The sequence below is a fragment of the Paenibacillus sp. J22R232 genome (assembly GCF_056269165.1).
Window position 1 is genome coordinate 755263 of the sequence record NZ_JBWDNK010000001.1, and the last position, 16430, is coordinate 771692.

The window sequence follows — 16430 nt, forward strand, 5'->3', positions numbered from 1 at the left end:
TGATGGAACAGCGTTTTTCACGCGAATCAAAGTGCTATAAAACAGCCCGTGTGTTCCCGCCTGATGTAAACAATCATAATACGTTGTTTGGCGGCAAATTAATGGCTTACATCGATGATATTGCTTCAATCGCTGCAACAAAGCATTGCAGACGGTCCGTTGTAACGGCATCTACGGACTCTGTCGATTTCTTGCATCCGATCAGGCCTTCGGATTCGGTATGCTTGGAGTCCTTTGTAACATGGACTGGGCGCACATCGGTAGAAGTGTTCGTAAAGGTTATCAAAGAAGATTTGCTTAGCGGTGAGCGGAAAGTCGCAGCAACTTCCTTCTTAACCTTCGTTGCGCTTGACGAAAACCGCAAACCGGTACCCGTGCCTCTCGTCATCCCAGAGACGGAAGAGGAGCTGAAATTGTTTGAAACGGCTCCCCATCGGGCGGATATGCGGAAAATCAGACGAGATGAGAGCAAAAAATTTGCTGGATTCTTAACCGTTAAGCATCCCTGGGACTAATTCGATATAAATGATGATCGCCTGCAACAGCGCAAGATGCTGCTGCAGGTTTTTTTATTCGTAAAAATGCCATTTGAGACGAAGAAATGACTCCATAAGTGATGAAAACACGATATGAGAACATATGTTCCGTGGGCGCGAAAACCGAAAAACAGCAATATAATCCATTTCTTACACGGATTCGACCAAACCGAGGCGAAATTCAAACCAAACGGCCTAAAGCAGCAAATAAACGTCAAAAAAGGAACTAAATGATGGAAAATGGTGGTTTTCACTAATCGGAACATATGTTCTTATTATCCAATATAACAGCGGTAAATGCTGATGCTTGAAATGGGATGATTGCTGCACTATAATATGTAGTGGAAGGAGCGGGCCATGGATATTAAAAATTTCAAGTATGGTGAAGTTGGCTTGAATCGATTTTTCGGCTCCCTGGAAGCTAAGATTATGGAAATTCTGTGGGATGCGGAAGAGCTGAGCATTAAAGAAGTTCAGCTCCGCCTTGAGAAAGAGAAGCAAATTAATTTCAATACGGTAATGACAGTCATGAATCGGCTAGTGGAAAAAGGAATATTGCAAAAGAGATCAAAAGGTAGGTTATCGTTATTTTGCCCGACTGCATCAAAGGAGTCGTTCATTGAGGAGCAATCCAAGCGGTTGACTGAAAATTTGCTTGATGAATTTGGCGGAGTCGTCATTAATCATATGATTGATGCAATCAAAGAGGTGGACCAGTCCTTGCTTGATAAATTAGAAAGCAAGCTGCGGCAGCTGAAAAAGGATAAGCCGTCATGAGGTGGCAGCGCAAGTCCGCGCTCATTATGGCCGTTAGCCTATGTATCGCAATTGCGGTATGGAGTCAAATGGGCATGTATTTGGCACACCTCTTCTTCGGGGTCGATGTCAAAGTGAATTTTTTCAAATTCTGCATGAGCTTGTTTAGGGAAAATTCGCTTTATTATTTTATAGTCATCACGTTTCTCAACGCATTAATCGCGTATGCCATTCTCATGGTTTGTTTAAGAGTAACCCAGCAATATGTACGGTCCAATCGATTCAAGCTAAGATTGATGTCGCTCAGGGACATTGACTGGACAGCCCATGTCATTCAGAAGTACCAACCGCTGAATCAGCATATTATTGTCATTGGACATGAGCAGCCAATGGCCTTCACGGTTGGCTTCAGGCGTCCACTAGTCGTTTTGTCCAGCGGCCTGATTGAACTGCTTGACGATCAGGAGCTGGAAGCGGTCATTGCACATGAAGCATTCCATCAATCCCATTTTGATCCATTAAAAATATTCGTGCTTCAGCTTATTTCAGAATCGCTTTGGTTTCTTCCGATTGCCAAATGGTCTTATCGCAATTATAAATTGATCAGCGAGCTGCTGGCAGATGAATCTGCCATTCGCCATACGGGCTCGGAACTTGGTTTAGGCGGCGCGTTATTAAAGCTTATTAAAAAAGGCTTCAGAGACCATCCTACGCCTGTACTCGTTTATTTCTCTGATGGCGTAGTGAATTACAGGCTGCAGCAGCTCATTGATCCGAATGAAGAGATACCGGTGCGTTTAAATCTTATGACTATCGTGATTTCTATACCTGTTATGCTCTTGTTTATGGGCATGATTGTGTTGGCGGTCGCCTAGTTTTCTTTAACTATAAGAACTACGATGTGTAGTGTGAAAAGGAGCGTTTCAATCATCTATGGAATCCCATCTTTTGCTTCATGAACAATCAGGCTCTACTTATTTTTTGCTGTATACAGCGGCAGTTATCATGCTGCTTGCTTTGATAGGCTATTGGTATGCTTCGAAATGGAATAATGAAAATACGAGCAGCCTGAAAAAGGAACAAAAGGCGGCACTCAGACAAAAAACGAAAAAAATGCGGGTGGCCGCGCACATGCTTTTGAGCATTTCCCTTATCGTTGTCGTCGTTCATTTTGCCCAAGATTTGACCAAATCTTATGATGTGGACGACCTGAACCTAAAGGCCGACATTGAAGTGAATGAAGATACGTATTATGGAGCGGAGCATTCGGATGAGCCTGTTGCATATGAAATGAAAATTCCTACATCGGGTACGCATAGCCCGCATGACCTGAAGTTTGGTTTCTATACGGAAAAGCCGGCAAACGAAATGCTCGTTCATAATTTAGAGCATGGGGATATCATTATTTACTACCGTGCGGGAGCTGATCCTCAAACCATTGAGCTCCTGAACTATCTCGTTAACTTTAGGGAAGCGGGTGCAGGCATTCTGGCCGTACCAAACGAGGATATCCCCGAAGGCAAAGAAATTGTCGTTAATGCATGGACAAGGACGATGGAGCTTACGGCATTCGATGAAGCTAAAGTAGCGACCTTTATTTATACGTACATCAACGAAGGACCAGAGAAGATCCCAGCGCAAATTCGCCGCGGCGGGGGTACCATGTAAAAGGAAACACAAAAGCTTAACCGACCTAGCAAATGCTGCTTCGGTTAAGCTTTTTTTATAATCAATCGATAAAAGAAAGGTGTGCATAGTATCGAGCTGCTTGAAGAGACAGTGGTAGCGATAGAACAGGAGTTGTATCTTGTCCCAATGAACCTCTAAAGGGTGCGCCATTGTGGCGTTCTACTGCTCCGTAAGGTTATTCACCGAGAGCCGGTAATCGGAGGGAGAGATGCCGTGCACCCGCTTGAATTTGCGAAAGAAATAATTGGGGTCGAGGAAACCGGCGGCCGTAGCAATTTCCGTTGCCTTTAATGCCGTAACGGCCAGCATCTTCTTAGCATGGTTAAGCCGAATGCGGTTAAGATAGTCGTTGAAGGATTGCTCCGTTTCCTTCCTGAATAGCCTCCCTAGATAAACGGCGTTGACATTGAATTGAAGCGAAAGCAGCTGCAAGGATAGCTCTTCGCTAAAATGCTCCTGTACGTAACGTTCGACCTGTCTGACGACTGGATTCTGAGAGATCAGGTCTAGTTCTTGCTCTGACTTATGCAGGCCTTTATTCATGCAGCATTGCGCCAATGCTTCGCTATATGATTCATGCAGCAATCGGGGCAGGCAGGTGACTTTCCCGAAATGATTGAACCAAGGTGTTTTTAGAATTTCGCCATACCGCTTGGCAAGCTCAAGCATCCAGCTCTGATTGCTTGCACGGAAGCTTTCGGAATCATTGCCTTCGTCGGTAAACAAAACGATAATTTGCCGATTCTCATTGAGAAAGGCAATGCCACGGCCGCTTTCGAGCAGCACCTCTTCCACGCTATTCAGAATCGCAAATGACCGATATTGCTCTTCATTGCGGGCAAGCTCGCCTTCCTGCCGATCATGCCAATCGATGATGCATATTTGATATTGTTCATTCATTAGCAAAGGCAATTGAAGAAATTTCAGCTTCTCGCGCAGTTGGTCGTACTGAATTCGGTTCTGCACCCAGCGGAGCAGGATGTTGTTTTTCAACAATTGAAACGATTCTCTCTGCATTTGCTCGGCTATATATTGCCCCTGAAAGCGTTCCGTGCACGAGGCAATAATTTCAGTCAGCTCTGAGGCGTCAATCGGCTTGAGCAAATAATCCTCGACATGGTGTTTCATGGCTTGGCGAACATACGCGTATTCATTGTAGCCGCTTAATACAACGATCGAAGTATTCCAGTTCCTCAGCCGAATCTGTTCAATCAGATGCAGCCCGTCCCCCTTGGGCATACGAATGTCGGTCAGCACGATATGCGATCGATTCGACTCCATGAGCTCCAGCGCTTCATAAGCGCCCTCTGCCTCGGATAAACGGGTAATATTAAGCGCTTTCCAATTAATTAACCGCTTCAAGCCTTCTCTAATATATTGATCATCATCGACTATTAATAGACTTGTCATCTCATTCCTCCTCTAGTATGCTGGCTATCGTTTATAGGGGAATATCATGGTAAGCTGAAAGGATTTCGTCTCTGACGGGTGCTCGGGCAGAGACAAGCCGTACTCATTGCCATAAAAATGCTTGATGCGCTCATGAATGTTTTTAAGTCCAAGATGCTGCTCAGGAAACGTATTTTCGGTTTGCAGCAGCTGCTGCAAGCGGAGGTGCTCCTCAGCGGTTATATTCTTGCCATTATTATAAATCTCGATGAAGAGCAGATGGTCTTCTCGCTTGATCGTAACGGTAATGATAGGATCTTCATATTGCTCTAGCTGTCCATGCTGAATCGCGTTCTCAATAACAGGCTGCAGAGTGAACTTGAGCATGAAGCAGTTTTCTAGATTAATCTCCGAGATGACTCGAATGGCAATGCGGTTGGATTTGCCAAGCATGAGCAGCTCTAGGTAGTAGGTGGTATGCGCCAGTTCTTCCTGTACCGAGATTAGGTCGTCAGTAGGCTGAAGCATCCATCGGTACAGCCTGCCAAGGTGATAAAGCTTCTCCGCCAGAAAGGGCTGTTCGCTGATGACGGCCTGCATGCGCAGCGACTCCAGCGTATTGTAAAGAAAATGAGGATGGATCTGGGTTTTTAACGCGATGAACTCCGCATTTCGCTTGCGAATTTCCGCGATATAGACCTGGCTGATATGATTCTGCAGCTCCTGTGCCATTCGATTGAAGCGAAGCATCAGATCGCTGATTTCATCCTCTCCGCTAATGGGCATCAGAGGCGTGAACGGGTTGCGCTGCACCTTTTTGAAATGCTTGCTCATCTGGTTAAACCGTCCAACGATAAACCGCTGAATCAGATGAATGATAATAATGCAAACGAGCCAGCTTAGGCCAAGAATGGTGAGGATGCGAACCGCGATATCCGATAGCTTGCTTTGCAAATTAGATTTGTAGCTGATGCCGATCATCTCGATTTCGTAGGGATCAATGGTGACCCGTGAGATTAAATCATCGGATGCGGCCCAGTCTGATTGTCCATTGGGCCTGCTATCGAGCAGTAATGCGCCGTTCTGCTTCATAATAAGCCTGTAGTCCGCGCTTTGGTTATCGAACTCATTCGTTATCATGCGTGTATTCAAGGTAATGAGATGATACCCGTATACCTGATCGGGATGAATACTCGTCGGGTTATAGATAGGATTGACGATATATAACATTCGGTCAGCGGGCGCTAGCAACTGCTCGGAGCTTCCGAAATAGGGGTGCTGGTAAGCTTTTGGGAATGATTCGAAAAATGGTTCATAGGAAAAGGAGGGATTGGCGCCATACTTTTGCTGTTGAGATTCAACGAATAGCCGCTCATCCTGCAGACGGTACATCATCACTGCTGAAGTATACGGGTTACGGGAAAGCATATGCGTCATCACGTTTTTAATAAAGTTCTGTTCTATGATCGCTTTCCTGTCTTCGTTATCCGAAGGAATATTGTCAGGTAGGAACATCTCGTACACGCTGGACTGCATATTGCTATTCTGATAGAGGCTCATCGAATCATATTTGAACCGCTCCATGATGTCGAGCATTTGCATTTTTAGTTTTTCCGTGCGAAAGCTCAGCAGCTCATGCTCCTTTTTCTCCAGAATCGAATAGAAGTTATTGTAGACGACAAGACCAAGCAGCAAAAATATGAGTAGAAGGGCTGCGCCAATCCCAATATTCAGCTTCCGAAATATAAATCTGCCGATCCATTCACGGTATAAGGCTTTCATCCACATGGAGCCGACTCCTTCGATGTTGGTCATTATAGAATTAATAGGGTCGTTCATTCTTCTACCGTCATTTTATGAGCAAAAATAAAGCGCTGTCAACTGTTAAGCATCAAGTCCATGATCCATGGCAAGTCGAATAACAGATGCAACAACATTCAGCGTATGGTCAGCGATAGAATCGAAGAGATACAATTTTTCCAGTAAAGATATGGTTTTTGCTTTAGCGGAAGCCGTTCCAAGATCAGATAGGCCAACGGCTTATTGAAGTTGTACGTATCATGCGGTCCTGATTAGGTAGAGGGAATGCTCATAAAAGTAGTTTAATTGGTCTAGTGAAAGTAGCATTTGTGCTGTGGAAGTGAGCAACGATATCTTCCTATAATAGATTTGTGGTTATTAAACGAGACGAAGAGGTGGTCGCAATGAGAAAGTGGTTTGCACTAGGTATGGGCATGATGATGGTGACAGGATTAGCGGCTTGCGGGGGCAATGGCAATGGAGGTTCCGGCGGGAATGAGCCAACGCCAGCCCAGTCGGCTAACAGCAGCGAGGTGAAGGGGACAGACAAAGAAACGGTCAAGGATATTGAAATCGTATTTCAATCCTGGGTCACCCCGAACCTGACGGTAGAATATTACGACCAATTGATTCAAAAGTTTGAAAGCGCTAACCCTGGTATTACAATAAAGCGCATTCAACCTCCAGCGAACGAAGGGTCGCCGGACAGCTATCTCAAAACCTTGCTCGCATCGGGAGATTTCCCTGACGTTGTCCAGAACGCTACGATTCAAATGTTCGTAGATGCGGATGCCTTGCTTGAAATTCCAATCGATGAGGACATTAAGAACATTAATAATTACGAGGCTGAAATGATCGATGGCAAGCTGTACAACATCTCAGCCATCAGACAGCCGCAATCGCTTGTTTTCTATAATAAAAAGCTGTTTGCTGAAGCCGGTATTGCCTCCACCCCTAAGTCATGGGCGGAACTGGAAGCGGCAGCCGAGAAGCTGAAAGCCAAAAATATTACGCCGCTGTTGACGGCAGGCGACTGGACGGCTGGGTTCACGTTCTCCGTCATGACATCGCCGAGCGTGTATAAGGACAATAAGAGCTGGTACGCGGATCGTTTCGACAATAAAGTGAAATTTACAGATGAGAACTGGAAGGAAGCGGCAAGCTATTATGCCAATCTGGTGGAGAAGGGTTATTTCAATAAAGGTGCTTTAAGCATAGACTACACAGCGGTTGAGCAGGAGTTTTTGAAGGGCAAGGGAGCGATGTACCCGATGGGTTCGTGGTTCAGCGCGGCTGAAGCCGTTGCGGAAAAGGATTTCGAGGTAGGCGTATTTGCAACACCTACTAAGGACGGCACGCAATATTTGCTAGGCGGAGAGAATGCGGGCGGTTATGCGGTTGCCAAAAACACGAAGCATGCAGAAGAAGCGCTGAAATTCGCTAAATTTATGATGCTCGACCCGGAAGCACATAAAGGCTTCTTGCAAGCAGATGCTTTGTTCTCGAACTTGAAGGAGCCGCTCAAATGGGAAATGTCCCCGCTGCAAACGGAGATTTACGAGCTGCTGCTGAACAATCCTCCAATGGTTGGCCATATGAACAATAAAGTCGGCAGAGTACCCGTTGCAGGCATTCAGGATCAATACAACAAAGTGGCGCAAAACATTTTGCTCGGTGAGGTAGATGTGGAGAAAGGCATGCAATCTCTGGACGAATATTGGGACAAGAACAACAAATAGAGCTGCGGCAGAAGGGGCGATCCACAGGCTTCGCTCCTTTTCAAAGGGCATCATAATGAGATTTGGCGGTGATCCGATTTGCTTAAAAATGACCGATGGTCTTATGCGTTAATGTTTTCACCCGGCATCATCATTTATTTCTGTTTTCTGCTGATTCCGATTTTCCTGCTGGTCTATTACTCCTTTTACGATTGGGACGGTCTCAGCCCGTCCTATTCATTTGCCGGATTAAGCAATTACGCGGAAGCCTTTCATGACAAAGCTTTTGCACATGCGCTGCAAGTCACCTTGTTTATTACGGTGATCGCAACTCTGGCCGTGAATATACTTGGTATCGCCTTTGCGGTTCTCCTGAACCAAAAAGGGCGGATGACAAATTTGTATAGATCCGTATTCTTTTTTCCGCTGCTGCTTAGCACAGTTTCGGTCGGTTTCATTTGGAAGAGCATTCTGAGCTACAACGGATTGTTAAACAACTTGCTGGAGCAGCTTGGAGTAGATCGGATCGAGTTTTTCGGCAATCCAGATTTGGCCGTATGGACCATTACGTTTCTTGCTATCTGGCAGTCTACCGGCTTTATCATCGTGATCTATTTGGCTGGACTCCAATCGATTCCGGGCAGCTTGTATGAAGCGGTCAAAATGGATGGGGCAAACAGATGGCAGCAGTTCAGGCATATTACGTTTCCTATGCTGGCGCCTGCATTCACGATGAGCATTATCTTTATGTTTACGGGCTCAATGCGGGAGTACGACCGAGTGGCTATCCTGACTTCTGGCGGACCGGCTGGCGCTACGGAAACCATTGCTTATCAGGTAGTCAAAGTAGGCTTTAGCGCGAATCGACTCAGCTACTCCGCAAGCCTAGCCGTCTATATGCTCATTATCGTAAGTCTGTTATCGGTATCCTTGACTGTCTATTTGCGAAGAAGAGAGGAGAGGCTGCTGTGAGGAGAAATTTCGCTCCATATGCAAGGCATCTGTTCCTCATGCCTTTATCTCTTCTATTGCTTGTTCCGTTCTATATCGCTGTTGTCAATGCATTCAAGACGAGGAAAGACATATTGGATAATCCCTTTTCGCTGCCTGTCCTTAACCTGACGATGGACAATTTCATAAGATCGGCCGTGACGCCCTCTTTTAATATTTTCAAAGCGTATGGAACGTCTATTCTAATAACTTCGGTATCGGTAGTGCTGTTGGTTGTGCTTTGCTCCATGATGTCCTTTGTTTTTGCCCGCGTGAGCAGCCGTTTCCTGTCCGTGTGTTATTTATTGCTGCTGTCAGGGCTCATGATACCGCCTCAGGTCATTCTCATTCCGCTGGTTAAGGTACTCGCGAAGCTTGGGCTGATGTTCACGCCGCAGGGGCTTATTCTTTACAATATCGGGTTTTACGTACCGTTCACGGTGTTTATATTCGTTGGCTTCATACGGACGCTGTCGAGAGAGCTGGATGAATCCGCGAAGATAGACGGAGCAAGCCAATTGACGATTTTTTGGAAAATATTATTTCCGCTGCTGCGCCCTGCAACGTCTTCCGCCGTCATATTCCTCTGTCTATGGATTTGGAATGATTTTATTAATCCGGTTATTATTTTGGGTTCAACCAAGAGCTATACCGTGACGACGGGAATCTATCAAGCCGTAGGGCAGTACAGCACGAATTGGGAGGATGTTTTTGCGCTGGTCGTTCTCGCCTCGGCTCCGATCTTCCTGCTCTATCTGTTCATGCAGCGGCAATTTATTGCCGGATTGACGGAAGGTTCGTTGAAGGGCTAGCCTCGCCGCTGTGTATGAAATCGCTAAGAAGTCTTATTCTGCTATAGCGATTGGCATCACGATCGGACGTTATATTCTCTGGGGAGGAGGCGGAGCACGGAGTTAAGTTGAACTTGTGAACCAGTGCGTACGTAAATAAGCCGCGCTGGTTCTATTCCAAAACGAATGCGAAAAGAAACATAGGAGGCGTCAATCGATGAAAAGAAAGCTTGCTTTATTTATCGCCCTATACATGGTGTTCACAAGCTTATCCCTCACAGGTGCGATTCAGCCTGTACGGGCTGCCGCTGGTCCGCAGAGCTTTTATGTATCGCCGCTCGGGGATGACAACAACAGCGGAACTTCTGAATTGCCTTTCAAAACATTAGAAAAAGCAAAATTGGCCGTACGCGAAATAAACAGTACGATGACAAGCGATATCTATGTCTATTTGCAGGATGGCGAATATCCGTTAGCGGAGACGCTGACCTTTGGCAGCCTGGATTCCGGAAATAACGGATTCAAGGTTATCTATACCGCTGATTCAGGAGCGAATCCTGTAATTAGCGGCGGCGTAGACATTAGTGCAGGCTGGGAACTCTATGACGCTGACAAAAACATTTATAAGAAAACCGGCGTTAATTGGAATTTCAGACAGCTGTACGTTGGAGAGGACCGAGGAATCCGTGCCCGTCAGCCCAATATGACGAATGATGTTGTTAAAGGTCCCTATTACCGGGCTAAAAACGGCGAATATCCTTATGTGGTCGATGAAGACGAACGCACCTGGGCTAGTCAATTAAGCAGCAGCTCCGCGGAAATGGTCATTGTGCAAAGTTGGAGCCAAGTGCGCGGCCGGATTGACACCATTAATGGAACAACAGGACAAGTCGATTTTAAATTTCCTGAAAGCGGTTTTTCCTATAATCACCATAGCCAAGGAAATTCGCCATACTTCTTTGAAAACGCTTTATCCTTGCTTGACGCAGAAGGCGAATGGTATTTGGATACTGCTGATCAAACGGTATATTACAAGCCGAGAAGCAGCGAAACGATGAATGCAACCCGCATTATCGCGCCGAAGCTGGAGACGGTTGTGAAAATGGAAGGAAGCCCAGGCAGCAAAGTACAGAACATTGAATTATCAGGCATTCAAATGATGCACAGCAATTGGCTGGCGCCTTCTAGCTATGGCTACGTGGATGTGCAGGCTGGCTTCAGGTATCAATCCGTGACTGGCGGCAACAATGCGGAAATTAGAAATACGGCGCGTTATACCGCATCGAGAGCGATGCTAGAATTGAAATATACGAGCAATATAACGATTGCTGAAAACGTTTTTCAACATGCGGGCAGCTGGGGCATTATGGGGTATGAAGGAACGGACCACACCAACATAACCTGGAACAAGTTTGCCGATAACGCCGGTGGCGGCGTGGCTATGGGCATCGTTGGCGATTTGTGGGATGACAATGAAGGAAAAGATCCGACTTATACGCTGCCGGATGGTCAAAGCCAATATGATACCATCTCCCATAACACCATTGATCATGTCGGGCTGGATTATGGAGATATGGTCGGTATCGGGGCAATGCTGCCTCAAAACATGACGATTGCGAATAATGAAATTAGCAACTTGCCGTACTCCGGCATCAGTATCGGTTGGAACTGGGCGGATACGGATCACGGCATGACGAATAATCAGGTGCATAACAATTACATTCATGATTCGGTCAGGCTTGTTCAGGATGGCGGCGGCATTTACACGCTCGGCCGCATGGATGGGAAATCGAACATCTACCACAACTATATTAAAAATATGCGAAAAGGCGAGTACGCGGCCTGGAACCATATCATGGGCGTATATCTGGATGGGCAGACGAGCTACCGGATGGTTGAGCGAAATGTAATTGATAATACGGAGCATGGCTTCTCTGGCTCCGCGCATGACAATATTATTAGATATAACTACTATAACGTTGATTTTGGCGGCGTGAATTCTTCAAGCACGGCCTATGGGAATTGGAGCGTAGCAGGCAATAACTGGCCGCAGGAGGCGCTGGATATCATCGCTGCAGCAGGTCCGGGGAAAGCGCCGCTTCCGGCACCGAAAGAGCCTATCAATCTCGCTTTGAAAAAACCGATAACGGCATTCTCGCAGAGCAAGGACCCGGCATTCGCGGTTGATGGCGATACGACGACGAGATGGGCGCAGGAAGAAGGAAGAAGCGACGCGCAGTGGCTAACAGTAGATCTAGGCGGCGTATATGCCATCGCTTCTACGAGTACGATGTTCGAGCTCAACTCCGGCTATAAATATAAAATTGAACATTCGGAGGACGGGGATAACTGGGAGGTGTTTGCCGACAAGACAGCAGTGGCTACCACGCAGCAAACCAATCAGGATAATCATGCGGTTATGGCACGTTACATGCGGATCACCATGACCCACGATTGGGGAGGAAGCATCTATGAATTCAGCGTCCATCCTGGAGAAGGCGGCACGCCTCCCGAAGCTAACTCCCTGATTCAACGGAGTGAGGTCACCTTCGACAAAAACCCGATCAGGCAATCGGACATACAGGTCAAAATGGTATTAAACGGCGGGAAGCTGGACGGAATTAAAAACGGAGCGGCCGTGTTGGTTGCCGATCAAGATTATACCTTATTTTGGGACCAGGTACTGCTTCATAAATCCTATCTCCAAGCACTGCCAAACGGAGAAAATCATCTGATGTTTGATTTTGCGACAGGAGTCGATCCTGTTTTGAAGGTAAATGCGATCGAAGATGACGGTTCCGTTAACGTGGCGTTAAACAAACCGGCTACGTCTTCATCTCAAAGCTTGGAGCCTGCCAATGCCGTGGACGGGAATCCGAATACAAGATGGGCGCAGCAAGAAGGCATTTGGAATACGGAAGGCTGGTTGATGGTGGATTTGCAGGGAGTCTATGCGGTGAAATCCGTTACGACAATGTTCGAATTGCCTAGCGGATATAAATATAAAATCGAATATTCGATGGATGGGCAGAATTGGAGCACCTATGCGGATCGAATGGGAAGCGAAACGACGCAGCAATCGTATCAGGATAACAACGAAAACGCTGTTTCCGCGAGATATATGAGAATAAAGGCATTTTACAGCCTAGGTCCGAGCATTTATGAGTTTAGCGTATTCGGTACTAAGACAGGCGCTGATTCCACGCTGGATCAGACAACGGCTGCCTTTAACAAAAATCCGAATAATCAAACCGATCTGGCCGTGGGTATGGAGCTTCAAGGCAACACATTAACAGGAATTAAAAATAGATCGCTTTATCTAACCCCCGACACTGACTATAGCGTATCAGGAAACGAGGTCGTAGTTCGTCGCTCTTATCTTGCAGCGCTCGGCGAAGGAAAAAACAGCCTGGACTTTGAATTCAGTTCGGGTGACAACAAGCAGGTGGAGATTGACGTGACAGATATCGGAGGCGCTGAAATCGATATTGCTTTGAGTAAAGCGGTCGTTTCATCGTCCCAAAGCAAAAACCCGTTATATGCTGTAGACGGTAACCCAGATACAAGATGGGCGCAGCAGGAAGGGGTAACGGTACCTCAGTGGCTGAAGGTCGATCTTGGCAAGAATTACGACATTACAGCCGTGAAAACGGTATTTGAGCTGGCTTCGGGCTACAAATACAAAATTGAAATTTCTACAGATGGAACTAGCTGGACGACATACGCGGACAAGAGCGGTTCGGCAACTACACAGCAGATCAATGAGGATCGCAAGGAAACGGCCGTTTCAGCGAGATATATTCGTTTGAACGTTACGGATTCGAATGGAAACGGAGCCAGCATTTACGATTTGAATGTATTCACTTTCAAAGAAGCGGTGGCAGCCGATTCCGCTGTAAGCCCGACATCGGTCGTGTTTGACAAAAATCCTTCACAGCAGCAGAACGCAGTCATTGATGTAGCCTTAAATGGAAATACGCTAATTGGCGTAAAAAATGGCGGAACGCAGCTAACGGCTGACTTAGATTATACATGGATGAACGGAAAAGTGACGCTGCTGAAATCGTATTTGGCTGCCCTTGAGGTAGGCAATACGAATCTTACCTTTACGTTTAGTGCAGGACTAGATGCCATGCTTCAGGTGCAAGTGGTGAACACGAGCAGCAATGGCGGCGGGAATAATGGAGGAAACAACGGAGGCAGCAATGGCGGGAATAATAATGGAAATAACGGCAATGGCACGGGTGGAGGAGGCAATGGCAATCCTTCGGATGGCGGAACGGAGGTAGGGCCTGGCACGGAAGCTCCTAAGTTTACGGATGTTAAAGGTCACTGGGCACAAGCCAGCATCGAGGAAGCAGTGAAGCAAGGAATCGTCAAAGGTTATAAGGACGGCACGTTTAAGCCGAATGCAACAGTGTCACGGGCAGAATTTATTGTCATGCTCATGAATGGTCTGAAGCTACCTGACAGCAAGGCCGAGCTGAGTTTCGTAGACGGCGCTAAGATTGGCGCTTGGTCAGAGGAAGCGATTGCCCAAGCATTGCAAGCGGGAATCGTAACTGGCTATGAGGACGGAAGTTTCCGTCCATCGGCAAGCGTTAACCGCGCGGAGCTTGCGGTAATGATTGCGAGAGCTGGCGGAGTAAAGCTAACAGATGCGGAAGCGACCGGGTTTGCAGACGACAGCGAAATTCCAGCCTGGGCAAAAAGCGCTGTATATGCAATGAAGCAAGCCGGAATTTTAAATGGCAGACCAGATAACTCGTTTGTACCTTTAGCACATGCTACGCGAGCTGAGGCGATTACCATTATTTTGAATTTAATTAAAGCCGGCGATAAGCAGGAAGACATTTAATAGAAATCATTACGTTTTAAAAAGAATTCGCATATGAAGATAAAAAGCAGATCTTTCGGTCTGCTTTTTATTTTGCATTTTTTTGTGCAAATGGAGATTTTTGATTTGTAGATGCTGCCAAGCATGAATACATTAATAACGAACTGCTTTGTATATTTCGTTATTAGAAGATCTTTTATCCTGATTAGAAAATGGTTTATCATGATAATATTGCCGACGAATCATACGAATCGTTTGATTGTACGGATTGATTGGTGTCATTGGCATCGATAATCATGTAACATTTACTATCAATGATAGAGCTTATACAGGTATACTGACCAAAATTTAAAAGGTATAAATCTCAAATAAGACGATTTTATCAAAGATGCTCTCATTTATATATCCTTATTAGGATCCAACCATAGAATAATATCCTTAATTTGCAAATTGATGATAATTGATCTACGATAGATTTGGTTAATCGTTACTATTTTACAAACGAAAAGAGGATGAATAATGGGAAATGATCTTTTCGCACAACTTGTTATTTGGCATCAAGAAGATTCACATGAAAAAATAGTAAATAGAGTCATGGAAATCCCCCAATCAGAGAGGGATTATGATACGGTCAGTTTATTGGCAAGAGCTATGAATAATCTGGAACGTTACGATGAAGCACTTGAACAGCTTTTGGCTATTGCTAAAACGGGTGTGAATGACCCTCTTTGGCATTTTCGGGCGGGCTATTCCTACTATTATCTTGAACAGTATGAGGAAGCATTAAGAGAATTTGAAATCACGGATAAGCTAGATCCAGAAGATAGAGATACGATGACTTTTTTAGATTGGAGCCGAAGTAAAGTCGACCGAAAACAAAAGCAACTAAAGCAATCTGCCGCGTTGAATGCTCTAAACGAACAAACTACGGATAACGAAGCAAGTGAAGTGCCCAATGAAGCTGTACTACATGTTGCAGACGACATTAAACCAATTGAGCTAAGAAGCCGAGATAATGATCATGAGTCATTTGAATATTTAAAAGATATGTACATGGATGGATACTTCCCTAATTTTCTTGTGGATAAAGTTAAATCTGAGCTAGCTAAAGTTGTTGAATTTTTGGAACAAGGAAATCGAGAACGTGAAGAAATCCAATTAAAGCTTGATTTCGCTATTCGAGCAATCAATGATCTTGCAGAAGAGTTTGACGAAAACGACAGCGAGATAGAAACCGTGGCGAGAGAATCAATTGGACAAACCGTTCAAGATATTTTAGCCTATTTTGGTATCGAAATAGATAGGGAAGAAGCCATTCGTGAACGTGATTGGTAGAAAGTGGGGAAATATATGTACATAAGCAAATGGTGGGGAGATTTAATTGGCGGTTCTGATGATTCGCTGGCATTATTAGACTATTTGGATCAATTGGAGTTAACGGAAGTGACGCTCAATCAGATTTTAATGGACTTGGGTTTCGATGTTCTGCTTTCCGAAGGAGACTTGAAAAACGGCGGGAATATTGGTTTCGATAGCAGAAGTGCTAACGGTATGTTTCGGGTAGAGCTTGATATTGCCTGCGGTACTCTAATCGATCTTGCAGCCATTGTGTTGGAGTGCCTTAAATCAGGCTATGTCGATTTGCATGATTTGGATGAGGCTAGGCAGCCGCGCAAACTTTATATTGATGCCTCCGAAGAAAAAAGAAACCTGCTACGGGACGAATTGAGCAAGTTTTCCCGTAATCCGCTGTCCTATGATTTAGCCGAGCTTGTTCCTACCGATGATATGAGGGAGCTTGCGGAAAAGGCAAAAATGATCGCAGATGAGCTGTTTTAAGCGGTTTTATTGTATTTAAAAGGATTGCAACATGCATGCTCTAAGATGTGAGTTCTGTAATCTAGGAGGCTAACTCTGGCATGGT

Annotated in this window: 12 protein-coding genes; 10 read left to right on the forward strand and 2 right to left on the reverse strand. The window is 45.6% G+C overall.

The genetic code is table 11. The features are described 5' to 3' along the window. Nucleotides 1-2: 2 nt before the first annotated feature. The 4 genes from AC0YN3_RS03650 (at nucleotide 3) to AC0YN3_RS03665 (ending at nucleotide 2960) form a co-directional block, all read left to right on the forward strand. The gene (locus tag AC0YN3_RS03650; RefSeq protein WP_441941929.1) at nucleotides 3-515 is read left to right on the forward strand and encodes an acyl-CoA thioesterase; all 513 of its coding nucleotides are present in this window, start codon (nucleotides 3-5) and stop codon (nucleotides 513-515) included. Nucleotides 516-893: 378 nt separating this feature from the next. Then, nucleotides 894-1313: a BlaI/MecI/CopY family transcriptional regulator gene (locus AC0YN3_RS03655; protein WP_475773736.1), complete on the forward strand. Its 420-nt coding sequence runs from the start codon at nucleotides 894-896 to the stop codon at nucleotides 1311-1313. Further along, a complete protein-coding gene (locus AC0YN3_RS03660) occupies nucleotides 1310-2167 on the forward strand; it encodes a M56 family metallopeptidase (protein ID WP_475773737.1) in 858 nt (285 codons plus the stop codon). The genes AC0YN3_RS03655 and AC0YN3_RS03660 overlap by 4 nt, the downstream gene beginning before the upstream one ends. A gap of 58 nt (nucleotides 2168-2225) precedes the next feature. Beyond that, entirely contained in the window at nucleotides 2226-2960 is a 735-nt protein-coding gene (locus AC0YN3_RS03665; RefSeq protein ID WP_475773738.1) for a DUF3105 domain-containing protein, read from the forward strand. 180 nt (nucleotides 2961-3140) lie between these two features. Here AC0YN3_RS03665 and AC0YN3_RS03670 read toward each other — a convergent pair whose 3' ends face one another. Together AC0YN3_RS03670 and AC0YN3_RS03675 are read right to left on the reverse strand one after the other, a co-directional pair. Beyond that, entirely contained in the window at nucleotides 3141-4391 is a 1251-nt protein-coding gene (locus AC0YN3_RS03670; RefSeq protein ID WP_475773739.1) for a response regulator transcription factor, read from the reverse strand. Between the two features lie 24 nt (nucleotides 4392-4415). After that, nucleotides 4416-6158: a sensor histidine kinase gene (locus AC0YN3_RS03675; RefSeq protein ID WP_475773740.1), complete on the reverse strand. Its 1743-nt coding sequence runs from the start codon at nucleotides 6156-6158 to the stop codon at nucleotides 4416-4418. Between the two features lie 416 nt (nucleotides 6159-6574). Here AC0YN3_RS03675 and AC0YN3_RS03680 point away from each other — a divergent pair, with 416 nt between their 5' ends. From AC0YN3_RS03680 to AC0YN3_RS03705, 6 genes are all read left to right on the forward strand, one after another. Beyond that, nucleotides 6575-7909 carry an extracellular solute-binding protein gene (locus tag AC0YN3_RS03680; protein WP_475773741.1) on the forward strand — a complete coding sequence of 445 codons (1335 nt, stop codon included), beginning with the start codon at nucleotides 6575-6577 and terminating at the stop codon, nucleotides 7907-7909. Nucleotides 7910-7987: 78 nt separating this feature from the next. Then, nucleotides 7988-8860 carry a carbohydrate ABC transporter permease gene (locus tag AC0YN3_RS03685; protein ID WP_475773742.1) on the forward strand — a complete coding sequence of 291 codons (873 nt, stop codon included), beginning with the start codon at nucleotides 7988-7990 and terminating at the stop codon, nucleotides 8858-8860. Further along, nucleotides 8857-9690 (forward strand): carbohydrate ABC transporter permease, encoded by an 834-nt coding sequence (locus AC0YN3_RS03690; RefSeq protein WP_475773743.1) that lies wholly within the window; start codon nucleotides 8857-8859, stop codon nucleotides 9688-9690. Before AC0YN3_RS03685 ends, AC0YN3_RS03690 begins: the two co-directional genes overlap by 4 nt. A gap of 196 nt (nucleotides 9691-9886) precedes the next feature. Continuing rightward, nucleotides 9887-14527 (forward strand): X2-like carbohydrate binding domain-containing protein, encoded by a 4641-nt coding sequence (locus tag AC0YN3_RS03695; protein WP_475773744.1) that lies wholly within the window; start codon nucleotides 9887-9889, stop codon nucleotides 14525-14527. A 498-nt stretch (nucleotides 14528-15025) separates the two neighbouring features. Next, nucleotides 15026-15841, forward strand: coding sequence for a DUF5713 family protein (locus tag AC0YN3_RS03700; RefSeq protein WP_475773745.1), 816 nt, complete (start codon nucleotides 15026-15028; stop codon nucleotides 15839-15841). 15 nt (nucleotides 15842-15856) lie between these two features. Further along, nucleotides 15857-16345: an imm68 putative immunity domain-containing protein gene (locus AC0YN3_RS03705; RefSeq protein WP_475773746.1), complete on the forward strand. Its 489-nt coding sequence runs from the start codon at nucleotides 15857-15859 to the stop codon at nucleotides 16343-16345. The last annotated feature ends 85 nt before the right edge of the window (nucleotides 16346-16430 follow it).